Source organism: Gordonia sp. HS-NH1 (assembly GCF_001418765.1).
Taxonomy (GTDB): Bacteria; Actinomycetota; Actinomycetes; order Mycobacteriales; family Mycobacteriaceae; genus Gordonia.
Genome location: NZ_LIYC01000020.1, coordinates 52,449 through 76,183, shown reverse-complemented (window position 1 = coordinate 76,183; position 23,735 = coordinate 52,449). Strand labels below are relative to the sequence as shown.

The following is a 23,735-nucleotide window of genomic DNA, read 5'->3' as shown; positions in this document are numbered from 1 at the left end:
GTCAGTCGTCAGATGTCGGTTCGGTCGGCGGTCATCGGCACCCGGGAGAGTGCGCCCGAAGGCGGTCGGGCGGGTCCGAGTCCGGGTCCACTCTAGGCGCGTGCACCGACACCGCCGGGCTCCCACTCCGCGTCGTGACGGATGGGACAGCTGTGGTAGCGGAGCCGGTTCGCTCACCGCGCTCACAGGGCCATGAACACGAGGACGATCGCGACCAGCAACACCGCGGCGACGATCGCCAGCACGATGGGCAACCGGTTCGACGACGACGGCGTCGATGAAGTCGGACCCGCCGGCCCGGCCCAGCCCCGGGGACCTTGACCGGGCAGCCCGCCGGGTCCCGCGGCATCCAGGCCGCGCGGCGGGGTGCCGGCCGGTGTCGGGCCGACGCCGCCCAGGCGGCTCCGGTCGGGCCGCAGGTGGTCGTTGCTCTGCCGGAACGGATTCGACGGCGGATGCTGCCACACCGCCGGATCGGCACCGGTCGTCGGCCTCGATCTCGGGCCGCGCCCGGGCACCCGCGAGCCCGGCGCGGGGCCGGAGGGCGGCGTGGCGGCACCCGGTGGGGCGTTCGGCGGACCGCCGCGCGCCGGGGCCGCGCGCTGCGTCGCTTCATGTGCCGGGTCAACGTTCGCCGCGGGACGGCCGGGCCCGGGTCGGCGGGGCTCGGCCGGCCCCGGCCGTGATCGACGTTCCGCGGGTGGTCGGTCGGGGGTCGCGGCGCGACCGGCGGGCGGCGGTGTCGGCCGGTCGGACCGTCCGGGCATGTCCGGCGCGCGCGGACCCGGGACGGCGCCGCCGGCCATCCGACCGGGGAGGCCGCGAACCGTCTCCGCGTCGAGGTCGGCGGCCGACCTCGGCCGCACGTTCCGCAGACCCGTCGCCAGCGCGTCGGCGAACTCCCGGCAGCTGGCGAAGCGCTCGTCCGGGGACTTCGCCATCGCACGCGCGATGACCGCGTCGGCGTCGGGCGAGAGTCCGGGTACGAGCTCGGAAACCCGCGGTACGGGTTCTTTCAGATGTGCTCCGATGACGGCGCCGTTGTCGCGGTCGTCGAAGGGCACGCGCCCGGTGAGCAGGTGGAAAGTGGTGGCCGCCAGCGAATACTGGTCGGTCCGGCCATCGAGTCGACGACCCGTCAGCTGCTCCGGGGACGCGTACGACAGCGTGGCGAGGACCGTGCCGACCGAGGTGAGCGCCTCGGTCTCGTCGGACAGTTTGGCGACCCCGAAGTCGGTCAGCAGGACCCGCTGCTCGTCGAACGACGAATCATCGTCGACCTCGGCGAGCAGGATGTTGGCGGGTTTCACATCGCGGTGCAGCAGTCCGCGCCGGTTGGCGTGGTCGATCCCCCGCGCCACCTCCGACACGATGTGCACCACGCGACGCGGGGCGAGGCGGCCGCGTCCGGCGAGTTCGCGCGCACAGTCGGTTCCCGGGACGTACTGCATGGCGATCCAGAGCAGATCGGCCTCCGCCGACTTGTCCGGCCTCGACGCCACCGGCACACTCGCACGTCCGCGGTTGAACACGGTGACGATGTTCGGGTGGTCGAGCGTGGCCGCGACCTCCGCCTCACGCAGGAACCGCCGGCGAAAGTTGCTGTCCGTGAGCCCGGCCGAGGCCTTCAGCACCTTCAGGGCGTCGTACCGGGGCAGCTCCGGATGCCGGGCGAGGAAGACCGCACCCATGCCGCCGCTGCCGAGTACCCGTTCGACGCGGTACCCGGCGACGAGGGTTCCCGGCTCGAGCACTCCCCCAATCTAGCGGTGTGTCTCGGAAATAGTCGATCGAACGGCCTGGTCGCGCGAGGCATCAGGTTGCGCGCAGGACCTCGAGCGCGTGCTGCAGGTCCTCGGGGTATGACGAGGTGAACTCCACCTGTCGGCCGTCGGCCGGATGGGCGAACCCGAGCGACCGCGCGTGCAGCCATTGGCGTTCCAGACCCAGCTTCTTGGCCAGCACCGGATCGGCGCCGTACGTGGGATCACCGCAGCACGGATGGTGAAGGGCCGAGAAGTGAACCCGGATCTGGTGTGTGCGACCGGTTTCGAGGTGAACGTCCAGCAGCGACGCCGACGCGAACATCTCCAGGGTGTCGTAGTGGGTGACACTCGGTTTGCCGTTCGCGGTCACCGCGAACTTCCAGTCGTTGCCGCGGTGGCGGCCGATCGGCGCATCGATGGTCCCCGACGGCGGATCGAGGTGCCCCTGGACGAGCGCGTGGTAACCCTTGTGTACGGTCCGCTGTTTGAACGCCCGCTTGAGCAACGTGTACGCCCGTTCGGACACCGCGACCACCATGACCCCCGACGTGCCGACATCGAGACGGTGGACGATCCCTTGCCGTTCGTGCGCTCCCGAGGTCGAGATCCGGAAACCCGCGGCCGCGAGGGCCCCGATGACCGTCGGGCCGCTCCAGCCCAGCGAGGGATGCGCGGCGACACCCACCGGCTTGTCGACGACGACGATGTCGGAGTCGTGGTAGATGACCTCGAGGTCCTCGACCGGGGTCGGCTCGACGCGCAGCGGCTCCTCCGGTTCGGGCAGCGTGACGTGCAGCATCGTGCCCGCGGCGAGTTTGTGCGACTTCCCCACCGCCACGCCGTCGACGACGACGTCGCCCTCCTCGGCCAGGGTGGCGACGACGGTGCGCGACAGCCCGAGCATCCGGGAGACACCGGCGTCCACGCGCATCCCGTCGAGGCCGTCGGGCACCGGCAGGAACCGCGATTCACGCATGCGCGCCGCCCTCGGTGCCGGCGGGATCGCGCTGCTCGCGGCGGGCCGCCCAGCCCGTGCGGGTGCCGTCGTAGTCGAAACCGAGCGCGGAGAGGACGACCAGGAGGATCGCGCCGCACACCACGGCGGAGTCGGCGACGTTGAACACCGGCCACCACCCCACCGACACGAAGTCGACGACATGGCCCTGAAGTGGTTGCGGGGCACGGAAGATGCGGTCCGTCAGGTTGCCGATGGCGCCGCCGAGCACAAGGGCCAGACCCGCCACCCACCACCAGGAGCGCAGCCGGCTGCTGTAGCGGATGATCACGAGCACGACCACCAGGGCGATGATCGACAGCACCCAGGTGTATCCGGTGGCCATGGAGAAGGCCGCGCCGCTGTTGCGGACCAGACGCAGGGTGACGAAGTCGCCGATGATCTCCACCGGGCGCATCGGGTCGATCGTGGCGACCGCGATCGACTTCGTGAGCTGGTCGAGGCCCAAGATCACCAGCGCGACGCCGAGCACCACGATCGTCGCCTTCGGCACCCGGCGGCCGGGACGTGCGGCGGCGTCGGTGTCGCCGGGTCGGCGGTCGGCCCCGGGTTCGACACGGTCGTGCGGGTCCACGTGCTCTCGATCCGTCAGGGGTTGGTCATCCACAGCATCATTGTCCACGACACGTCGAATACGCTGGCTACCCGTGTCCCCGCATCCCCGTCGCCTCCGGTCCGTCGTCTCGTCCATCGGGGCGGTGACCGCGCTGTCCGTACTGGTCGCGGGATGCGCATCGGGTCCCGACGAGACGCCCGGCGCTCCGGCGGCGAGCACATCGGCGGGCTGCAGCACCGACTCGCCGTCCCGCGCCGCCGGTGCGGCGCCGGTCCCGATCGCACCGGCGACGGTGACGATCGTCGACGCGGGAACCGGGGAGCGCCGCGTGCCGACGACTGCGCCGGACGTCGCCACCGCCCAGTCGGTGACCCTGGTGACGACCTCGGAGGTGGCGTCACCGGGCACCTCGGACGCCCAGACCGTCGAGATGCCACTGACCGCGCGGTTCGGGTGCGCCGATCCCACCGACCTCGAACTCGACCTCGGCACGGTCACATCCCCCGACACGACCCTGAACGACGAACTGTCGGCGATGGCCGGCGCGAGAGCCGGTCTCACGCTCGGTCCGGGCCTGGCGCCGGTGTCCCTGCGGATCGCGCCGCCGGAGCCGGCCGGCGGCGAGGCACGACTGGCGGTCGAGCAGGCGCTGGTGTCGGCGTTCAACGCGGCGGTCGTGCTCCCGACCGAACCGATCGCGGTGGGTGCGACGTGGCGGAGCGAGCGGGTGATCGCGGCCGCGGCGACCGTCACCCAGACCATCGAGGCACGGCTCACCGCCTGGGACGGCAACCGGCTGACCATCGAGTACACCGCAGACGAGACCCCGGTGAACTCGGTGTTCGCGATCCCCGGCGGCAGTGACAGCCTCACCATCAGCCGATACAGCTACACCGGTCAGGGGTCGGTGACCGTCGACCTGACCCGCGGGCTGCCCATCGCCGGCGAGGCCACCTATCGGGGCGCCCGCGAGTTGGTCGGCGCGGACCCGAGCCGGCCGCTGGTACAGCGGACCGGACTGTCCGTCACCTGGCGCTGAACGCCGACGGCCCCGGGTCACCGACAGGCGTCGGCGACACGGGGCCGCGGATCATGCTGTGCCAGAGACGAGCCGGAAGGCGCCGTCGCGTACACCACCGGTCTCGGTGGCGAGGCGAGGAGAGGTCAGCTCGCCGGAGCACACATGGCGCTCTCGACCTGGTAGAGGCCGAGGAGGTTGCACACGGTCTCGTTCGAGAGCTTCCAGCGTCCGTCGTCGAAGACGATGGTCGACTCGGCGTTGGTCGGCGGGTTGCCCGCGGTCTCGATCCGGACCTTGACGCGGGCCTTGTTCGGGCCGGCGCTGATCACGGGGTTGACGAGGACCCAGTCGACGTCGGAGTTCTCGGCACGTGCCTTGACCAGCTCGTCGAAGATCGCCGGGTCCTTCTCCGAACCCTCGACCAGTTCGACCTTCTCGGCCCGCGGGATGTCGGGGTCGACGGCCTGGTCGACCATCTCGTTGAGGGCGGCGATCGACGGCGGGTTGCTGCCGTCGGTGATCTCGGAGCCATCCCCGCCGGCAGCGGCGGTGTCGGTGCTGGTGAGCGTCGGTGCGGGCGGCGCGTCGGCGTCGTCGCCCCCGCAGGCCGCGACGGTGGTCATCAACGCTGCCGCGATCATGGTCGCGCCAAGAAATTTCCGATACTTCAACGATCTCCCTCACTGTGATCTCGGGCATGGGGTGCGCCGGTGGGCGCTCTCGTACCGCGATGCCGGACGTGTCTGCCGGGTACGACCCGGCGACGGCCCACACCACTATGCCAAACAACGAGGACCGGGGGTCCCCGGTGCCGTCGACACGCGACGACGATCCGGCCGGCGGGGGCGTCGCCGAGCCGGCAACGCTTGACGGCCCGGCCGGGTTCCGGTGACCCTTGGGCACCATGACAGGCACCCCTCCCCCCGGCACCTCCGCCATCGTGCTGATCAGCACCGGAGGCACCATCGCCGCCCACACCACCGCCGACGGCGCGGTCCCCGCACTCGGGTCCGCCGATCTCCTCACCTCCACCGGGACGCCCGCCACCGGGCCGGCGATCCGTACCGTCGATCTGATGTCGGTGGACAGCTCGGCGATGACCGTCGCCGACCAGTTCGCCGTGGTCCGCGCGATCGCCGACGCGCTCGCCGACCCCGCCGTCCGCGGCGTGGTGGTCACTCACGGGACCGACACGATGGAGGAGACGGCCTTCCTCGCCGACCTGTACGCGGCCGACGAACGGCCGGTCGTGTTCACCGGCGCCATGCTGCCCTCGGACTCCCCGGCGGCCGACGGTCCGTCGAATCTCACCGCCGCGCTGGCCGCGATCGACGACCCGGCCGCCCGCGGCCGTGGGGTGCTCGTGGCGATGGGCGGCCGGCTTCTCCCTGCCTGCGGCCTGTTCAAGGTCTCCACCACCGACCTCGCCGCCTTCGACACCGTGTGGGGTGTCGATCGCGCGGACGGCCCGCCGGTGCCGCGACGGGTGCTGACCGGACCGGTGCCGCCGGGGCGGGCGGCACGGGTCGACGCCTTCACCCTGTATCCGGGCGTGTCGCCGGGCCTCATCGCCGCGTCCGTCGCCCAGAACGCCGCGGGTCTGGTCCTGGCGGCCACCGGTTCCGGGAACACGCACCCCGACATCACCGCGGAGGTGGCACTCGCCGTGCAGCGCGGGGTGACCGTCGTCGTGACGAGCCGTGTCCCGTACGGCGAGGTGTCGGCGACCTACGGCGGAGGCGGCGGCGCCGTCGATCTGGGTCGGGCCGGGGCGATCGTGTCCCCCTGGTTGCGCGCCCCGCAGGCGCGCATGGCCCTGATCGCCCTGCTGACCTCCGGTCACGACCACGGCGCGATCACAGATTACTTTCTCGCACAACACCACTGAGGAACACGGCCGGGCCCGTCGCGCGCGGATCGCCGGTCAGTCGCGGTCGGGAAGAACCCATTCGAGGCTGTCGAGCGGATCCGCCGGACGGAGGTCGGGGTCGTCGACCGCGAAGGTACGCGTGCGTCCGGGCCCGCTCGTCCGTGTCTCGAACCGGACGGTGACGACGCCGTGCCCGCTGCCCTGGACCCAGCCGTGCCCGTGGTCGGGATGGGTCACATCGGCCCCGGGCCCGAAGCGTCCGGCGGGCATCGAACTGCCACCCGGCGCGAACCGCGGGAGTGCGGAGGACGCATCCGTCGTCTGGTCGGCGGGCGGCACGACGGCACCGTCGGCTCGCGGCTCGGTCGGCGCCGCGTCGGCCGCGTCCACCTGCACCGGCACCGCGACCCCGTCACCGGTGTCCGTCACACCGTCGGCGGTGTCGTGGTGGGTGGTCTGGACATCGCTCGCATCCTCCCCACCGACGTCGTCGAACAGGGCATACTGCTGTACCGCGGTCAGTCCCGAGAAGCTCACGCCGACAAGGCGAATGGCCCCGATCGACCGCGGATCGAGCGCGAGTCGCTGCGCCGTCCGCTCGAGGTCGTCGAAGTCGGTGGTGGCCGTGGCGGTCGTCGCCGAGCGCGTCAGGATCGACATGTCGGATCTCTTCAGTTTCAGCACGACGGTGCGCGCACCCCGACCGTCTGCCCGCAGCCGGCGGTGAGCGTCGGTCGCGGCTTTGCGGATGGCGGGACGGAGCGCGTCGAGTTCGACGATGTCCTCGGCGAAGGTCGACTCGGCGCTGATCTGCTTCGCGGAGGCGCGTTCGGCGACGGGACGGTCGTCGATGCCGTGGGCGAGACGATGCAGGGCGGGTCCGACGGTGCCGCCGAGCACGGAGGCCACCTCGACCGGCGACATCGCCGCGAGGTCACCGATGGTCGCGATTCCCAGGCGCGCCAGCCGATCGCCCGACACCGGTCCGATGCCCCACAACTTGCGAACCGGGAGCGAATGCAGGAAGGCCAGCTGACCGGACGGCGGGATCACCATCACCCCATCGGGTTTGGCCATCCCCGAGGCGATCTTCGCCAGTTGCTTGCCACTGCCGAGTCCGACAGACGCGGCGAGTCCGACCTCCCCGCGTATTCGGGAGCGGAGCCTCTCGGCGAAATCGCGGGCCTCGTCGACGGTCGCGCCCGCGAGCTCCGCCGGTTCGCCGAACGCCTCGTCGAACGACAGCGTCTCGATGACCGGAACCTCGTCGCGCACAATGGCGAAGACACGTTTGCTGACCACGCTGTACACCGATCCGCGCGGCGGGATCACCACCCCGGTGGGGCCGATGAGCCGGCGCGCCTGGTGCATCGGCATCGCCGAGCCGGCTCCGAACACGCGGGCCTCGTAGCTGGCCCCGGCGACCACCCCGCGTCCGCCGGACCCGCCGACGAGGACGGGACGGCCGCGCAGCGTCGGCCGGGTGAGCTGCTCGACGGAGGCGAAGAACGCGTCCATGTCGAGGTGCATCACCCAGCGCGGACTCCGCTCCGATCCCTGGCCCGACACCGCAGCCAAGGGGTGCCCCGACACCGCACCGCCCGGCTGCGGCGGATCAGACTCGAGACGTGACACCTCACCGAGTCTAGTGAGCTGGGGTGACGGTGAAGACGGGGATCAGGGCGGCGTGCGCGGCGAGTTCCTCGTCCGACGAGGTGACCTCGAGACCCGCGGGCAGGAATCGGGCGACCTCCCAACCCCAGCGACGCAGATAGTCCCGGATGACCGGCGGGCGACGCCCGGGGTCGAGTTCGGTGAGCGTGACGACGGTCCGGCGACGCCCACGGCGCAGCTCGACGGTCCCCGCCGCGCGCGCGTTCCGCACCCACTGCGTCTCGCCGCGGACGGCGACGAGATACTCCGCCCCGTCGAGTCGCAGCACGTTGACGGGCACCCGCTGCGGCGTGCCGGTCCGCCGACCGACGACGGTGAGCGTCTGCGCCCCGGCCAGATTGACCCCGCGGTCGGCGAGCCAGCGGACCACGCGGTTGAACGCGGCATCGAATCCGCTCGGGGCCCTGTAGTGGGAAGTCGCAGTCATGGCCGGCCTTTCGTCGAAGGTGTTGACATTCGAGAGCAGTGCTCTCGTCGTAAGTATGCGAGCGTGGCCGCGCAAAATCAAGAGCACCGCTCTCGTTTGTGGCAGGATCGTCGGCATGGCCACCGGACGGAACCGCGCGGAGAACCGCGCGATGATGACCGACGAGATCCGTCGGCTGGGACGAGAACACCTGACCACCTACGGGGCGGCCGGGCTCTCACTGCGCGCGATCGCGCGCGACCTCGGGGTCGTCTCCTCGGCGGTGTACCGCTACGTCCCGAGCCGCGACGAATTGCTGACCATGCTCCTCGTCGAGGCCTACACCGACGTCGCGGATGCGGTCGATGCGGCGGCCGACGCCGTTTATGCATCCCACCGGCGCGACCGGCTGGCCGCCGCGGCCGCGGCGGCGAGGAACTGGGCGCTGGCCGACCCCGCCCGATGGGCCCTGATCTACGGAAGTCCGGTGCCCGGCTACTCCGCCCCCGGCGAGCGGACCATCGGCCCCGGCACACGTGTCCCCGTTCGGCTCCTCCGCGAGTGCGCCGCCGCCCATCACGAAGGACTGTTGCGTCCCGATCTGCCCGCCCCGACGGCGGAGGTCGTCGCGGACATGGCGGCCATCCGGGACGAGTTCGACCTCGACACGCCGGCCGCGGTCCTCGCCGCGGCCACCACGCTGTGGGCGGTGCTCGTCGGCGCGATCAGCCTGGAGACCTTCGGCCAGTACGGGACCGACACCTTCGCACACCCCGAAGCGCTCTTCCGCTCCCAGATCGACCTGACGTTGTCGACGCTCTTCGCCTGAGATCTCACCGGGCCACGGACCGGAGACGCTCCACCCCGACGAGCTTGTCGGGGTTGCGCATCACGTAGACGTGGTCGACGAGACCTCCGGCCAGGCGCAGCGTCAACACGGTCTGCAACCGACCGTCGTAGTAGACCGCGATCCCCGGCTGACTGTTGAACACCGACGCCTCAGCGCGATAGTCCTCGAAGACCCCACCGATCCGCGCGAACCCCGACATCGCGCGTGCCACATCGCGAGCGCCGTGGACCGGTTGGCGGACCGCGACCACCTTGCCGTCGCTGTCAGCGGTGAACACCACCTCCGGCGCGAGCACAGTCATCAGGGTGCCGAGATCACCCGATTCGGCGATGGCCAGGAACTCGTCGACGAACGCCACGGTGCGGGCGCTGTCCACCGGCTCGAACGCGGGACGGTGCGCCTCGACGTGGGATCGGGCGCGAAGCGCGGCCTGCTGTATCTCACCCGCGGGCCGCGACAGGATCGTCCCGATCTCCGCATCGCCGACGCCGAACACATCACCCAATACGTGCACCGTACGGTCCACGGGCGCAAGGGATTCGAGGAGAACCAGGGTGGCCGTGGCGATCGACTCGGCGAGAACCGGGTCGCCCGTCAGGTCGTCGCCGTCCAGCCGGATCGGTTCGGGCAGCCACGGTCCCACGTACTGCCCCTCCGCACTCTGGCGCGACTGCAGGGCGTCGAGCGACTGCCGGGCCACTGCTCCGATCCGGGAGCGCCGGTCATCGCGAGGCGTGGACACCGCCGGCTCGCACCGGAGATCCCGGTCGACGATGGCATCGGCCGTGGTGGCCGAACCCAGGATCTCGTAGGCCACGGTGAACAGCAGTGGCCGCAGCGGGTCGGGACGAGCGACCCGCCGCTCCGCGTCGGTGCCGCTCATGGGTGGTGCTGAACCTCTCATCGATGACCGGGGAACGCGCCGCGGCAACCGGACCGACGCCAACGGATCGGTTCGCCGCCACTGCGATGGGGACCGCGGTGGCGCCGCGAGGCAACGGTCCACACCGTACAGCGACATCTCGACATCGCACGGCCGAAAGCGAGATCTCGTCCCGTTCCCGGCGCGGTCACGCGATCGTCGAGGCCCGGGCGCGGCGGACCTGTCAGCCCGCCTTCGTGACGTCGGCCGTCACGCCGTCACCGAGCTCGATGCTGCCCGCGTCACCGTCGCCGGTGACATCGAATCGCACCGCGAGCACCTCGCCGGCGATCAGGTCGGCGTGCGTCCGCGCCCACTCGAGACGTTCGGCGGGCACGACGAAGCGCACCGCGATCCGGTCGGAGACGTCGAGTCCCAGAGTGCGGCGGGCGTCCTGCAGCTCGCGGACCCGGTCCTTGGCCCAGCCCTCGGCCTCGAGTTCGGGCGTGACCGTCGTGTCCAGGACGACCAGACCGTTCCCGCCCGGCAGCTCCGCGGTGGAATCGGGTTCGACGGCCACCAGGCGGCGGGTGAACTCTCCTTCGCGTAGCTCGATCCCGTCGGCGACCACCACCTCGGACCCGTCGGCACCGTCGCTCACCGTCCAGTTCCCCGACTTCACCGCCTTGATCGCGCGCTGCACGTCCTTGCCGAGGCGCGGTCCGGCGGCGCGGGCGTTGACCGCGATCTCGTGGCGTCCGTACTCACTGGCGTCGGCGGCGAGAGTCACGGTCTTGACGTTCATCTCGTCCTTGATCAGGTCGACGAACGGCTCCAGCGACCCCGCTGTGGGCGAGGCGACCGTCAGGCCCGGCAGCGGCAGTCGCACCCGCAGCCGGTTGGCCTTGCGGACACTCGACGCCGTCGAGCACACCGCCTGGACCTGGTCCATCGCAGTGACCAGGTCGGCATCGGCCGGGAGTTCGTCGCTCGTCGGCCAGTCCGTCAGGTGAACCGAGCGCTCGCCGGTGAGACCGCGCCAGATGGCCTCGGTCGCCAGCGGGAGCAACGGCGAGGCGAGCCGGCAGGCCACCTCGAGCACGGTGTACAGGGTGTCGAACGCGTCGGTGTCCTCGTCCTGACCGGCCCAGAAGCGAGCCCGCGAACGTCGCACGTACCAGTTGGTGAGCGACTCGACGAACTCGCGGAAGGCGTCGCACGCCCCCGCGATGTCGTAGATGTCGAGGGCCTCGGTCATCGAGTCGCGGGTCGTCGCCAGCTTCGCCAGGATGTAGCGATCCAGCACATGCTCCGAGTTCGTCCGCCAGGTCGCCGGCCGCTCGGCATACAGCTGCAGGAAGCTGTAGGCGTTCCACAGTGGCAGGAGCGCCTGACGGACCCCCTCGCGGATGCCTCGCTCCGTGACGACGAGGTTGCCTCCGCGCAGGATCGGCGAGGCCATGAGGAACCATCTCATCGCATCCGAACCGTCGCGGTCGAAGACCTCGTTCACGTCAGGGTAATTGCGCTTCGACTTGGACATCTTCTGGCCGTCGTCACCGAGCACGATCCCGTGCGCGGCGACCGTCTTGAACGCCGGGCGGTCGAACAGGGCGGTGGCCAGCACGTGGAGCGTGTAGAACCAGCCGCGGGTCTGGCCGTTGTACTCGACGATGAAGTCGCCCGGATTGTGTGCCGGGGCATGGGCGGAGTCTCCCCCGTCGAACCAGTCGCGGTTCTCGAAGGGATAGTGCACCTGCGCAAAGGGCATCGAGCCCGATTCGAACCAGCAGTCGAGGACCTCGGGCACGCGCCGCATCGTCGACTTCCCGCTCGGGTCATCGGGATTCGGGCGGGTGAGCTCGTCGATGAACGGGCGGTGCAGATTGTCCGGCCGTACTCCGAAGTCGCGTTCGAGGTCGTCGAGCGAACCGTAGACGTCGATACGTGGGAACTCGGGGTCGTCCGAGACCCACACCGGAAGGGGCGCACCCCAGTAACGGTTGCGGCTGATGTTCCAGTCCCGCGCGCCCTCGAGCCACTTGCCGAACTGTCCGTCCCGGATGTGTTCGGGCACCCAGACGATCTGCTTGTTCAGCTCGACCATGCGGTCGCGGAACTGCGTCACCGCGACGAACCAGGACGGCACCGCCATGTAGATGAGCGGCTGGCCCGACCGCCACGAGTGCGGGTAGGAGTGCTCGATGGTCTCGTGGCGGAGGATGCGCCCGGTTTCTTTGAGGTCCTTGATGATCACCGGGTTGGCGTCGAAGACCATCAACCCCTCGTAGGGCGGGACCTGCGCGGTGAAACGTCCGCCCGGATCGAGCGGCTGCACCACCTCGATGCCGTTGGCGGTCGCGAGGTCCATGTCCTCCTCACCGAAAGCCGGTGCGAGATGGACGATTCCGGTGCCGCTGTCGGTGGTCACGTAGTCGCCCAGCAGCACCCGGTGCGAGTTCGGGTGTCCGGCAAAGAAATCGAAGGGCGGTGTGTAGGACAGGTCCTTCAGTTCCACGCCGCGGTGGGTGCCGAGCACCTCCGGGTCGACGATCTCCTTCGCGTACGCCCCGAGCAGCGCCTCAGCGAGGAGATACTCCTGACCGTCACCGGCCCTGACGTGCACGTACGTGACGTCGGGGTTGACGGCGATGGCGAGGTTGGACGGCAGGGTCCACGGCGTCGTCGTCCAGATGAGCGCGTTGACACCGTCCAGCGTCGAGAGCGGACCGTCGGGCACCGAGAGCGGCATCGTGACGGTGACCGCCGGGTCCTGCCGCATCCGGTAGGCGTCGTCGAGCTTGGACTCCTGGTTCGACAGCGGCGTCTGCTCGTACCAGCTGTACGGCAGCACCCGATAACCCTGGTAGATGAGCCCCTTGTCGTAGAGCGCCTTGAACGCCCACATCACCGACTCCATGAAGTCGAGATCGAGGGTCTTGTAGTCGTTGTCGAAGTCGACCCAGCGGGCCTGCCGGGTCACGTAGTCACGCCACTCCCCGGTGTACCGCAGCACCGAGTCACGGCAGTACTCGTTGAACTTGGCCATGCCCATCTTCTCGATCTCCGACTTGTCGGTGATCCCGAGCTGGCGTTCGGCCTCCAGTTCGGCGGGCAGACCGTGTGTGTCCCAGCCGAATCGACGGTCCACCTTCTTGCCGCGCATGGTCTGGTACCGCGGCACCAGATCCTTGACGTACCCGGTCAGCAGATGACCGTAGTGCGGCAGTCCGTTCGCGAACGGCGGGCCGTCGTAGAAGACGAATTCCTCGGCGTCGGCTCGATTCTCGATCGACGCGGCGAAGGTCGAATCAGAGTCCCAGTACTGCAGCACCCGCTGTTCCACGGACGGGAAGTCGGGGGCGCTGCGCCCGGTGCCCCCGGTCATGTCGACCTTCGGGTACACCCGTGCGTTCTGGGTGGGGTCGGTCGCGTCGCTCACGCTGGTCTCCTCGTGCCTGGTGATGTCTCATCGGCACGGGGACGCATTCCGGAGGACTGCGCGGTACCACCCCGCTTGCGCCGGGGATCCGGCGCCACTCGACGAACCGCCACGGTGGGTGACCGGACGATCCTGCGGCTGTGACGGGCCGCGCCCGCCCGGTTCTACTGAGGACCCGAGGGCCTGTTCTTCCGGGTGCTCCCCGGTGATGGCCGGATCAACGCGTCAACCAGTGTAGCGACGACCCGTCCGATGGAGCCAGGGGGTTACCCGAGCACCGGGATGCGCCACTCGACCGATCAGTCGGGTGGTGGGTGCCAATTCGGATCAAGCGGATCGAAATCCGCTCGCCGACGGCGCGACGCGGAATCGTCGGGGTGTTCGGAAGAAGTTGCCCAGTCGTCCGGTCCGGCGGCGTCACCGCCGGGCACGTCCTCTCCGACCCACCCTGACTGCGCCGGATCGAACGGGCCTCGACCCGGTGACGGCGCGGCCGGCGGGCGTTGTCCCGACACCGCCGGTCGACCGGGCTGACGTGGCGACTGCGACTGGCCGGATTCTCGGGGGTCGGGCGGCGGCCCGAATTGTCCCGGCGCGCGACGCTGCTGCGTCCACGAAGGCTGATCGGCTCCGGGATGCTGCCGTTGCGGAACCCCGCCGGGTGGTGGAGAACCGTAGGGCTGCGGAGTGGGCCGGCCCCGCGGATCGGGGCGTCCACCCGGGGCTGCGACACCTTCAGGGGCTCCGCTGTGTGTCGGGGCGCCCGCACTCGGGGCGTCGACGCCGACCGAGCGCAGATAGTCCTCCAGGTTGCCCTCGCGACGTTCGGGGGCGGGGCGATTCGGGGGCGCGGAACCCTCCGGCGCCGCCATCCCCGGCTCGAACGAGCCGGGCCGGTACGCCACGGTCTCGGAATCGTCCGATGCGGCGGGGTCGGGCACGGAGTACCGGCGGGTGGGCGCATCGGCAGAGCCCTCGGCCGACCCGTTCTCGGCCCGGACCGAGGAGTCCTGGGAGGCGGCTTTCGCCGAATCTTCGTCGGGCGTGTCACGACCGGCACCCGGGACCATGTCCTCGAGTGACCGGCCCGCATCGCCCTTACGACCGGCGAACACATCCACCAGCAGGAAACCGAGGCCGACGAGACAGACCACGATGCAAGCCACCGCCAGCCACACGGTCCCGGTGATGAGGCCGAGGATGAGCAGCACGAACCCCAGAAGGGTCGCGGCCAGGGCCAAGGTCAGCACATCACCAGCCTAGTGCGCACCGGTTCGCCCAGGTCAGCTGGGTGAGTAGCTGCTGAATCCACCATTACCCGGATCGTTGGAGAACGATTGATCGGGCCGGCCACCCTCGACGGGAGCCGCACTGCCGCGCTGCTGGAGTTCTTCGAGCTGCGATTCGAGGTAGGTCTTCAGACGCGTGCGGTACTCGCGCTCGAAGGTCTTGAGCTGTTCGATCCGGCCCTCGAGAACGCCCCGCTGCTGGTTGATGGTGCCCATGATCTCGCTGTGCTTGCGCTCGGCGTCGCTCTGCAGCGCGTCCGCACGTTCCTGCGCCTGGCGCAGCTGCGCCTCCGACCGCGTCTGCGCGTCGGCGAGGATGGCCTCCGACCGCTGGCGGGCATCGGCGAGCATGGCGTCGGACTTGGTCTGCGCCTCGGAGACCAGCGTGTCGGCGCGGGTCTGAGCATCGGACAGCATCGCGTCGGCGTCCGCGCGGGCGCTCCCGGTCAGACGGTCCGCGGTGTCCTGGGCCAGGGCCAGCACGCGCGCCGCGCGCACGTTCGCATCGTCGTTGGTCGGCTGCGGGGCCGGCGTCGGGGCCGGGGCGGGAGGCTCGGGTGCCGCCGCGGGCTTGGCGAACATCTGCGTTCGGTCGTCCGCCGACGAGCCGGCACCGGAGCGGGCGTCGGCGAGCTCACCCTCGAGCTCTTCGACGCGTTGCTTGAGGTCGGTGTTCTCCTCGATCAGCCGGGCGAGCTCGGCTTCGACGAAGTCGAGGAACTGATCGACCTCATCCTCGTTGTAACCGCGCTTACCGATGGGCGGTTTGCTGAACGCGACGTTGTGCACATCAGCTGGAGTCAGCCGCATGTCGGTTCCCCTCGTGTCTGGTGGTGAACTTGTGTTCAGTTGGCGGGCCGTCCAACCCGGATCGCGCGACGGTGAGTCGTTCGACCAATACAGGTTGTCACTAACTATTCATACCAGTCAAAAATTGTAACTGGCGTCCAATCCTGTCACACGCGAACCGTTGGTTGCATCTCTGCGATGCGCTGTTGAAATGAAACAGTCATCCGAAGATGACTTACAACGGTAGACCATCTCGGTAACGCGGGGTACCCGCCGCCGGACCGGGGCGCCACTCGCGGGCGACGAGCCCCGGTGACCGTCGCAGTGTGGATAGGACGGGACGAGATCAGGATCGGATGAGATGTGCGGCGATCGCCAGCGAATCGGCCAGTGCGTCGGCGCGCAGACCGTTCACGATGTTCATGCCGATGATCACGACGAGCATCACGATCATCAACGACAGGTCCAGCCGGATGGGACCGAGCGGGATCGGCGGGAGCACGCGACGCAGGGCCTTGATCGGGGGATCGGTCACGGTGAAGACCATCTCGATGACGACGACCGCCGCGCCGGTCGGACGCCATTCGCGAGCGAAGGTGCGGACCAGTTCGACGACCAGCCGGCCGAGGAGGAGCAACCAGAAGATCAGCAGGATGTAGTACAAGACGCTCAACAGAATCGCAGCCACGCGTCAAGAGTGCCTGAACATGACGGGCGACGGCGAACCGAGGTACCCGTCGCCGGTCAGGCGTGGTTGTAGAAGCCCGTCTCGGCGATCTTGCGGCGGTCTTCCGGCGACACGTCGACGTCGGCGGGCGACAGCAGGAAGACCTTCGTGGCGACCTTGTCGAACGACCCGCGCAGCGCGAATGCGAGGCCGGCGGCGAAGTCGACGAGGCGCTTGGCGTCGTCGTTGCTCATGTCGACGAGATCCATGATGACCGGGTTGCCGTCGCGGAACCGCTCGCCGATGGTCCGCGCCTCGCCGTAGTCCGACGGCCGGAGGGTCGTGATCTTCTGCAGGGGACTGTCGGCGAAGACGCGCTCGAGTTCGACGCGCGGGTCGGCGCCCATCGAACGCGGTGCGGTGGCGGCGCGCAGGGACGCGCTCGACGAGCGCTGCAGGGGTTCGAGACGAGCGGGCGCCCGCATCGGGCCGTCGCCCGCCGCGCGCGGGGCGGCGTAGGCGTACTCCGCGGCGAGGTCGAAGCCGGCGTCGTAGTGGCGGTCGGCCAGCTCGTCGCGGTACGCCATCTCCTCGCGGTAGCCGGCATCCCGGAACGACGGTTCGTAGCCGGGATCGTAGGACGAGTCACCGTAGTAGTCGTCGCGGTAGGCACGCTCACGAGACCGCTCACGCAGCGGCGGGGCCGACTCCTCGAGGTAGTCGTCCTCGTATTCGCTGGGCGGCACCATGCCGAAGTAAGCCTTGAACTTCTGCATCGTGGTCATTGACGGCCTCTCTGGTAGTGCGACGCCGGTTTCTGCCGTGCGGGGTGGTGCATCTGTGGTCAGTGAGTTCTTTGCGGTTCTTGAGTCACTTGGTTCTGGTGTTACCAATGTGATTACTGAGAGACTAGCGGCCGCTCGCCCATGATCGCGGTTCCGACACGCACGCATGTCGAGCCCGCGGCAATCGCCGCTTCCATGTCACCGGACATGCCCGCGGACAGTTCCGCGGCGTCGTCGAACCGACCCCGGAACGCCGCGTGAATCCGCGCCGTCTCGGCCATCCAGTGCTCGGGCTCGCCGTGTAGCGGCGCGATGACCATGAGCCCGCGCAGCCGGAGCGGCTCCGCGTCGACGACCTGCTCGGCCAGACGTGTCAGGTCGTCCTCGACGACGCCGCCGCGGTGCGGATCGCCGTCGAGGCTGACCTGGAGCAAAATGCCCAGCGGGTCGGCCCGGTCGCCGTCGTCCAGCGCGGCGGCGGCGGCGCGGTCGAGGGCCTCGACGACCTTCGGACGGTCGACCGAGTGCACCGTGCGCGCCCACCGCGCAACCGACCGTGCCTTCTTGGACTGCACCGAGCCGATCATGTCGAAGACGGGGACGTCGCCGGGGTCCGGCGACTCCCAGTCGCCGAGCACCCAGTCCTCGAGCACACTGGCCACCTTCCGTCCCGCTTCGGGCTCGCGCGACTCCCCGAAGGCACGTTCCCCGAGCTGGAGCAGCCTGCGGACGTCGTCCGCGGGAAAGAACTTCGTCACCACGAGGAGTTCGCACGATCCGGCCGGACGCTGGGCGGCCTCGACCGCGGCCTCGAGGCGACGGCGCACGGCCGCCAGCCGGTCCCCCAGTTCGACGGTGCGCGCATCAGATGACCCGGTCATGTCCCCATCCTTCTCGCCTCTGGGGTCATTCCCCGAGCGGGCCCCGCTCGCCGGGACGATCGTCGTTCGTCTCGTCGGAGTCCGTGGTCGGGTCCATCCAGATGACCGACGCGAGGCGTCCGGTGGGCGCGCCCCGACGATGGCTGAAGAGATTCGGGTCCGAGATGGTGCAGCGCGGATCGACCGCCACTCCCCCGACCCCCGCGTCGAGAAGCTGGCGTCGCAGACCGGCGCGGAGGTCGAGACCGGTGGTGCCCTTCTTGGTCCGGACGGCACTGCCGGGCAGATGCTTCTCGACGTCGGCCTGCATCGCCGGTGGGACCTCGTAGTGGTCACCGCTCGCCGCCGGTCCGAGAAAGGCTCCGATGGACTCGATGCGAGCGCCGAGTTCGACCATCGCGCGCAGAGTGGCGGGCACGATGCCGATCCGGGCGCCGACACGTCCCGCGTGGACTCCCGCGATCACGCCGGCCTCGTCGTCGCTCAGGAGCACCGGGACGCAGTCGGCCGACAACACCGCGAGGGCGAGGCCGGGCGTGGTGGTGACCAGTGCATCGGTGGCCGGCACCGGCTCGGCGACCGGCCCGTCGACCACGGTGACGTTGCGACTGTGGATCTGCTCCATCCACACCACCGAGCCGCTGTCCACCCCGATCTGCTCGGCGAGTCGAATCCTGTTGGCCGCCACCGCTTCCGGATCGTCTCCGACGTGATCACCGAGATTGAACGACTCGTACGGTGACACCGAGACCCCGCCGGCACGGGTGGTGATGACACGCCGCACCCGCATCCGCGGACTCAGCGCTTCATGAACGACGGCACGTCGACGTCGTCGTCGTCCAGCCGAACGGTGTTGCGGCGGGGCGGTTCCGGCTCCTGCTCGAACGGATCACCCGCGCCCTTCGGCATGTCCCCGAAGAGCGGATCGTTCTTCGGCGGCGACGTCACGGCGCCGGCCTGGCCCTGCCCGACCGCGGTGCGTCCCGCGGCCGACGGCACATCGGAACGCTTCTTGGGCGTACCGCCGTCGAATCCGGCCGCGATGACGGTGACCCGCACCTCGTCGCCCAGGTTGTCGTCGATCACCGTGCCGAAGATGATGTTGGCGTCCTCGTGGGCGGCCTCCTGCACCTGGGTCGCGGCGTTGTGGATCTCGAACAGGCCGAGGTCGCTGCCGCCGGCGATCGAGATCAGCACGCCCCGGGCGCCCTCCATCGAGGCCTCCAGCAGCGGCGAGTTGATCGCGGACTCCGCGGCCTTGCGCGCACGCTCCTCACCGCGGGCCGAACCGATGCCCATCAGCGCGCTACCGGCGTCGCTCATGACGCCCTTCACATCGGCGAAGTCGACGTTGATCAGGCCGGGGGTGGTGATGAGGTCGGTGATGCCCTGCACGCCGTTGAGGAGCACCTCGTCGGCACTGCGGAACGCGTCCATCAGGCTGACCTGCGCGTCACCGAGCTGCAGCAGACGGTCGTTCGGGATGACGATGAGGGTGTCGCACGATTCGCGCAGGGCGGTGATGCCCGCCTCGGCCTGTCCGCCACGACGCTTGCCCTCGAAGGAGAACGGACGGGTGACCACGCCGACGGTCAGCGCACCGAGCTTCCGCGCGATCTGCGCGACGACCGGCGCACCGCCGGTACCGGTGCCGCCGCCCTCACCCGCGGTGACGAACACCATGTCGGCGCCCTTGAGCAGTTCTTCGATCTCGTCGCGTGCATCCTCGGCGGCGCGGCGGCCGACCTCGGGATCGGCGCCCGCGCCGAGACCGCGGGTCGAGTCGCGGCCGACGTCGAGCTTGACGTCGGCATCGCTCATCAGTAGCGCCTGCGCGTCGGTGTTGATCGCGATGAACTCGACTCCCTTGAGTCCCTGTTCGATCATCCGGTTGACGGCATTCACGCCGCCACCGCCGATGCCGACGACCTTGATGACGGCCAGGTAGTTGTGCGGTGGCGTCATGCGCTCGCCTTCCTTGTGTGGGTCGATCTCGTGGTGATTCGTCTGTGTGGACCTGCTGGTCCACGGTCCGCTCGCGACAAACCCTAAACCTGAACCATAGATTTAGAGTTATGTCAAGTAACTCGTTGTGGTCATGACGCTAGGCATCGAGGGCCCAGGTATCCAGATCCGCCCTCGGCGTGTCGGCAAGTCGCACCCGAATTCCGCCGGAAATCCCGGCTTTTCGTCGATATTCGGAAACATTCGGCTCCCGCGACGCAGCTCCGCACCGCCCACGGACGCGAACCCGGGACGACCGGGACCGCCGCGAGATCAGCGATAGGCCGGGAACTCGGGGCTCGACACGTTGTACATCGTCGCCTTGCGGGTGAGCAGATGCGTGAGAGTGCGGGCCTTCTCGGCACCGCGGTCGCTGTCCCCCCACACCACCGTCCGCTTCTCCGACAGGGTGAACTCGATGTCGACCGGTGAGGTCGCGGTGACCCGGATGACCTGCCGCGCCAACGATTCGGGCAGCCCTGCCACCGCCGCGATGGTCTCCTTGGTGGTCGGGTCCGCCGGCCCCGGATTCGGGGTGTCGAGCACCGGGAGCTTGAGGACCTCGGGCGGGACCCCCTGGGTGCGGTCGAAGTCGAGGAACGCGACCCCGGACCTGTCGAGCACGTGGACGTCGTCGCCGTTGATCACGATCACCACCGGCACCCGCTCGACGACGGTGATGGTCAGCGACGACGGATAACTCCGCTGCACCCGCGCCGATTCCACCGACGGGATCGTGGCGACGCGTTGCGCCACCGCCCGGGTGTCGACCTGCAACAGCGGGGTGCCCGACGGCACGGCCGCGACCCGCAGGATCTCGTCCGCGGGGATCGACCCGTTGTCGCGGACGTCGGTGCCGCGCACCGACATCAGCGGAGTGAGGTAGGCGATCAGGACCAGCCCGACCCCTACCGCGACGACCATGAGCGTGCCGAGGACCATGCGGGACCGGCGGCGCTCCGGCCACCGGATCACGACACCCGCCCCGTCCGGTCGTCGGACTCCCCCGGGCCGCCGACGGCAGATCCGGCCGCATCCGTCTCGGTGGCGGCGTCGGACGCCGACGCCGATTCGAGCGCGGCGAGGATCTCCGGTCCCTGCATGGTGATGTCACCCGCGCCCAGGGTCAGGACGACGTCGCCGGAGCGTGCCAGCCGGGCGACCTGCGCGGACAGACGTGACAGGTCCGGGGCGAAGATGCCCGGCACCGTCAGCTTGTCCGAGATCGTCCGCCCGCTGACCCCGGGGATCGGGGCCTCGCGGGCTCCGTAGACGTCGGCGACGACGACCGCGTCGGCGAGGTCGAGGGCCGCGGCGAACTCGTCGGCGAACTCGACGGTGCGCGAGTAGAGGTGCGGCTGGAACACGGCGATGACACGCCCGCGCGAGCCGTCCGGCCCGCCGCGCGCGGAGACCATGTCCCGCGCCGCCGACAGCACGGCGCGCACCTCGGTCGGATGATGGGCGTAGTCGTCGATGACCTCGACACCGCCGCGCTGTCCGCGGAACTCGAAACGCCGGTGGACGCCACCGAACGAGCCGATCCCGGCGAGGATGCCGTCGAACCGGCCCGGGGCACCGGACACCGCGTCGGCGGCCGGTGCGCCGACGCGAGCCGCGCCGATCACCGCGGCGATCGCGTTGAGCGCCATGTGCTCTCCGGGAAGCGGAAGGAGCAGCCGGCGGTCCTCGACATCCGGGCGGAGCGGGGAGGTGAAACGGACCGTTGCCGATCCCCCCGACCCGCGCGGTTCCCACGACAGCATGGTCGCGACGTTGGGGACGGTCGGCGCCAGCGCGGCATGCGTCCCGCGTCCGTATCCGAGGACCTCCACCCCGCGCGCGGTGAGCGACTCGGCGACGCGGCCGGCCAGGGCCGCCGACCCCGGGTCGTCGAGGCACACGATGAGCGAACCGCCTGTCGTGATCCGCGCGGCGAATCGGTCGAACACCTCGACATAGGCCTCGATCGAACCGAAGAAGTCGAGGTGGTCGGCATCGATGTTGGTGACCGCCACGACGTCGGGCGTGTACTCGAGCAGCGAGCCGTCGCTCTCGTCGGCCTCGGCGACGAAGACCGGATCACCACCGTGATGGGCGTTGGTCCCCGATTCGTTCAACTCGCCGCCGATCGCGAACGACGGGTCGGTTCCGGCGTGTTGCAGCGCGACGACGGCCATCGAGGTCGTGGACGTCTTGCCATGGGTACCCGCGATCAGCAGGCTGCGACAGCCCGCCATCAGCTGGGCCAGCACGCGCGGACGCAGGAGCACCGGGATGCCGCGCGAGCGTGCCGCGACGAGTTCGGGATTGGTCTTCGGGATCGCGGCGTGCGTGGTCACCACGACCGACGGGCCACCGGGGATCTGGTCGAGCGCCGACGGGTCGTGTCCGACCTGGACCCGGGCTCCACGGGTGCGGAGTTCGAGGATGCCGCGACTGTTCTTGGCGTCCGACCCCGAGACCTGACCACCGCGGGCCAGCAGGATGCGTGCCAGTCCCGACATCCCGGCGCCGCCGATGCCGACCATGTGCACACGTCTCAGCTGATCCGGCAGCGCCCCCGACGCCGACGCCGTCTCGTCGCTCACCGTCTCGACGCTCACTGTCTCGTCGTTCGCTGTCTCGTCGTTCGCCGTCTCGTCGTTCGCTGTCTGGTCGTCCGTCGTCTCATCGCTCACGGGACGACCTCCCGCCCCGACGGCGACCGGCACGGAAATCCCGCGCGAGTTCGATCGCGGCGGTGGCCACCGCCGACGCGGCGTCCCGGTGTCCGGTGCCCGCGGCGGCGACCGACATCTGTTGCAGCCGCGCCGAATCCTTGAGCAGCGCGGGCACTTCGCGGGAGACCCAGTCGGCATCCACCGTCGAGTCGTCGACGAGCAGTCCCCCGCCGGCCTCCACGACGGGCAGTGCGTTCAGTCGCTGTTCACCGTTCCCGTGCGGCAGCGGGACGTAGATCGCGGGCAACCCGGTCGCCGACACCTCGGCGACCGTCATCGCACCGGAGCGGCACATCACCAGATCGGCGGCGGCGTACGCGAGATCCATGCGCTTGAGATATCCGACGGCGCGGTAGGGCGGCGCGTCGTCGACGACCGCGGGGTCGATCGAGTTCTTGGGGCCATAGGCGTGCAGCACGCCGATGCCGGACCTGCCCAGCGTCTCCGCAGCACCGGACACCGCGTCGTTGAGTCGTTGCGCCCCCTGCGAGCCGCCGAAGACGAGCAGCGTCGGCGCATCGTCGTCGAGTCCGAAGTAATGGCGCGCCTTGGCGCGCAGCGCCGGCCGGTCGAGTTCGGCGAGCACGCCACGGACGGGGATCCCCACGACCGTCGCGTCGAGACCCGAACCGTCGACGGCGGCCAGGACGCGGTCGGCGAACCGGGCACCGACCTTGTTGGCGATGCCGGCCGAGGCATTGGCCTCGTGGATGACGATCGGGATCCGATTGCGCCGGCGCAGGTGCATCTGCGCCGCCAGGTATGCGGGCACGGACACGTAGCCACCGAAGCCGATGACCACGTCTGCGTTGACCTCGTCGAGCACCTTGCGGGTGGCGGCCACCGATCCGAGCAGGCGGCCGGGGGTACGGGCCAGATCGAGGCCGGGTTTGCGCGGCAACGGAACCGGCGGGATCAGCTTCAGGTCGTATCCGCGTTCCGGAACGAGATCGACTTCGAGGCCCCGACTGGTGCCCAGCGCGGTGATGCGGGCGGTCGGGTCGAGTCGGCTGACCGCGTCGGCGACGGCGAGGGCGGGTTCGATGTGACCGGCCGTGCCGCCACCGGCGACGACCACCGACAGCGGACGGCCTTTCGGCCGCCCTGTCGTATCAGCGTGTACTGCACCCGAACT

At 70.0% G+C, this 23,735-nt stretch carries 22 protein-coding genes; 4 read left to right on the top strand and 18 right to left on the bottom strand.

Annotated elements, in window-relative coordinates; genetic code table 11:
- Window positions 1–182 precede the first annotated feature (182 nt).
- The 3 genes from AMD30_RS14900 to lspA form a co-directional block, all read right to left on the bottom strand.
- The gene (locus AMD30_RS14900) at window positions 183–1,754 is read right to left on the bottom strand and encodes a serine/threonine-protein kinase (RefSeq protein WP_055476138.1); all 1,572 of its coding nucleotides are present in this window, start codon (window positions 1,752–1,754) and stop codon (window positions 183–185) included.
- 61 nt (window positions 1,755–1,815) lie between these two features.
- Window positions 1,816–2,742, bottom strand: coding sequence for an RluA family pseudouridine synthase (locus tag AMD30_RS14895; protein ID WP_055476137.1), 927 nt, complete (start codon window positions 2,740–2,742; stop codon window positions 1,816–1,818).
- The gene (lspA, locus tag AMD30_RS14890; RefSeq protein WP_231632730.1) at window positions 2,735–3,388 is read right to left on the bottom strand and encodes a signal peptidase II; all 654 of its coding nucleotides are present in this window, start codon (window positions 3,386–3,388) and stop codon (window positions 2,735–2,737) included. Before lspA ends, AMD30_RS14895 begins: the two co-directional genes overlap by 8 nt.
- 40 nt (window positions 3,389–3,428) lie before the next feature.
- On the opposite strand from lspA, the gene AMD30_RS14885 reads away from it, so the two are divergent.
- Window positions 3,429–4,376: a hypothetical protein gene (locus tag AMD30_RS14885; RefSeq protein ID WP_055476135.1), complete on the top strand. Its 948-nt coding sequence runs from the start codon at window positions 3,429–3,431 to the stop codon at window positions 4,374–4,376.
- A gap of 125 nt (window positions 4,377–4,501) precedes the next feature.
- Here the strand turns inward: AMD30_RS14885 and AMD30_RS14880 are convergent, their stop codons facing one another.
- A complete protein-coding gene (locus AMD30_RS14880; protein WP_197282788.1) occupies window positions 4,502–4,981 on the bottom strand; it encodes a hypothetical protein in 480 nt (159 codons plus the stop codon).
- Window positions 4,982–5,088: 107 nt separating this feature from the next.
- Here AMD30_RS14880 and AMD30_RS14875 point away from each other — a divergent pair, with 107 nt between their 5' ends.
- Both AMD30_RS14875 and AMD30_RS14870 read left to right on the top strand, forming a co-directional pair.
- Complete coding sequence (locus tag AMD30_RS14875; RefSeq protein ID WP_156354262.1) at window positions 5,089–5,250, top strand: hypothetical protein; 162 nt, start codon at window positions 5,089–5,091, stop codon at window positions 5,248–5,250.
- A 12-nt stretch (window positions 5,251–5,262) separates the two neighbouring features.
- A complete protein-coding gene (locus AMD30_RS14870; protein WP_010843679.1) occupies window positions 5,263–6,246 on the top strand; it encodes an asparaginase in 984 nt (327 codons plus the stop codon).
- Window positions 6,247–6,282: 36 nt separating this feature from the next.
- Here the strand turns inward: AMD30_RS14870 and AMD30_RS14865 are convergent, their stop codons facing one another.
- Together AMD30_RS14865 and AMD30_RS14860 are read right to left on the bottom strand one after the other, a co-directional pair.
- Window positions 6,283–7,758: a DNA polymerase IV gene (locus AMD30_RS14865; protein WP_231632732.1), complete on the bottom strand. Its 1,476-nt coding sequence runs from the start codon at window positions 7,756–7,758 to the stop codon at window positions 6,283–6,285.
- Window positions 7,759–7,873: 115 nt separating this feature from the next.
- Window positions 7,874–8,329, bottom strand: a complete 456-nt coding sequence (locus AMD30_RS14860) for a nitroreductase family deazaflavin-dependent oxidoreductase (RefSeq protein ID WP_010843677.1) — start codon at window positions 8,327–8,329, stop codon at window positions 7,874–7,876.
- Window positions 8,330–8,444: 115 nt separating this feature from the next.
- Here AMD30_RS14860 and AMD30_RS14855 point away from each other — a divergent pair, with 115 nt between their 5' ends.
- A complete protein-coding gene (locus tag AMD30_RS14855) occupies window positions 8,445–9,137 on the top strand; it encodes a TetR/AcrR family transcriptional regulator (protein ID WP_055476131.1) in 693 nt (230 codons plus the stop codon).
- A gap of 4 nt (window positions 9,138–9,141) precedes the next feature.
- Here AMD30_RS14855 and AMD30_RS14850 read toward each other — a convergent pair whose 3' ends face one another.
- From AMD30_RS14850 to murG, 12 genes are all read right to left on the bottom strand, one after another.
- The gene (locus AMD30_RS14850) at window positions 9,142–10,041 is read right to left on the bottom strand and encodes a DNA-directed RNA polymerase specialized sigma subunit, sigma24-like protein (protein ID WP_010843675.1); all 900 of its coding nucleotides are present in this window, start codon (window positions 10,039–10,041) and stop codon (window positions 9,142–9,144) included.
- 223 nt (window positions 10,042–10,264) lie between these two features.
- On the bottom strand, window positions 10,265–13,408 hold the full coding sequence (gene ileS, locus AMD30_RS14845; RefSeq protein ID WP_425307035.1) for an isoleucine--tRNA ligase: 3,144 nt from the start codon (window positions 13,406–13,408) through the stop codon (window positions 10,265–10,267).
- Between the two features lie 353 nt (window positions 13,409–13,761).
- Window positions 13,762–14,712 (bottom strand): hypothetical protein, encoded by a 951-nt coding sequence (locus AMD30_RS14840; protein ID WP_055476130.1) that lies wholly within the window; start codon window positions 14,710–14,712, stop codon window positions 13,762–13,764.
- A 33-nt stretch (window positions 14,713–14,745) separates the two neighbouring features.
- Window positions 14,746–15,561: a DivIVA-like cell division protein Wag31 gene (wag31, locus tag AMD30_RS14835; protein WP_010843672.1), complete on the bottom strand. Its 816-nt coding sequence runs from the start codon at window positions 15,559–15,561 to the stop codon at window positions 14,746–14,748.
- A gap of 325 nt (window positions 15,562–15,886) precedes the next feature.
- The gene (locus tag AMD30_RS14830) at window positions 15,887–16,228 is read right to left on the bottom strand and encodes a YggT family protein (RefSeq protein ID WP_014927286.1); all 342 of its coding nucleotides are present in this window, start codon (window positions 16,226–16,228) and stop codon (window positions 15,887–15,889) included.
- 56 nt (window positions 16,229–16,284) lie between these two features.
- Window positions 16,285–16,992: a cell division protein SepF gene (locus AMD30_RS25280; protein ID WP_010843670.1), complete on the bottom strand. Its 708-nt coding sequence runs from the start codon at window positions 16,990–16,992 to the stop codon at window positions 16,285–16,287.
- A gap of 113 nt (window positions 16,993–17,105) precedes the next feature.
- On the bottom strand, window positions 17,106–17,873 hold the full coding sequence (locus AMD30_RS14820; RefSeq protein ID WP_055476129.1) for a YggS family pyridoxal phosphate-dependent enzyme: 768 nt from the start codon (window positions 17,871–17,873) through the stop codon (window positions 17,106–17,108).
- A 25-nt stretch (window positions 17,874–17,898) separates the two neighbouring features.
- Complete coding sequence (gene pgeF / locus AMD30_RS14815) at window positions 17,899–18,663, bottom strand: peptidoglycan editing factor PgeF (RefSeq protein WP_055476128.1); 765 nt, start codon at window positions 18,661–18,663, stop codon at window positions 17,899–17,901.
- Between the two features lie 8 nt (window positions 18,664–18,671).
- Window positions 18,672–19,838, bottom strand: a complete 1,167-nt coding sequence (ftsZ, locus tag AMD30_RS14810; RefSeq protein WP_014927289.1) for a cell division protein FtsZ — start codon at window positions 19,836–19,838, stop codon at window positions 18,672–18,674.
- Window positions 19,839–20,150: 312 nt separating this feature from the next.
- Window positions 20,151–20,852: a cell division protein FtsQ/DivIB gene (locus tag AMD30_RS14805; protein ID WP_055476127.1), complete on the bottom strand. Its 702-nt coding sequence runs from the start codon at window positions 20,850–20,852 to the stop codon at window positions 20,151–20,153.
- Window positions 20,849–22,468, bottom strand: coding sequence for a UDP-N-acetylmuramate--L-alanine ligase (gene murC, locus AMD30_RS14800; RefSeq protein WP_055476147.1), 1,620 nt, complete (start codon window positions 22,466–22,468; stop codon window positions 20,849–20,851). The genes AMD30_RS14805 and murC overlap by 4 nt, the downstream gene beginning before the upstream one ends.
- A gap of 79 nt (window positions 22,469–22,547) precedes the next feature.
- The gene (gene murG / locus AMD30_RS14795; protein WP_055476126.1) at window positions 22,548–23,678 is read right to left on the bottom strand and encodes an undecaprenyldiphospho-muramoylpentapeptide beta-N-acetylglucosaminyltransferase; all 1,131 of its coding nucleotides are present in this window, start codon (window positions 23,676–23,678) and stop codon (window positions 22,548–22,550) included.
- Between the last annotated feature and the right edge of the window lie 57 nt (window positions 23,679–23,735).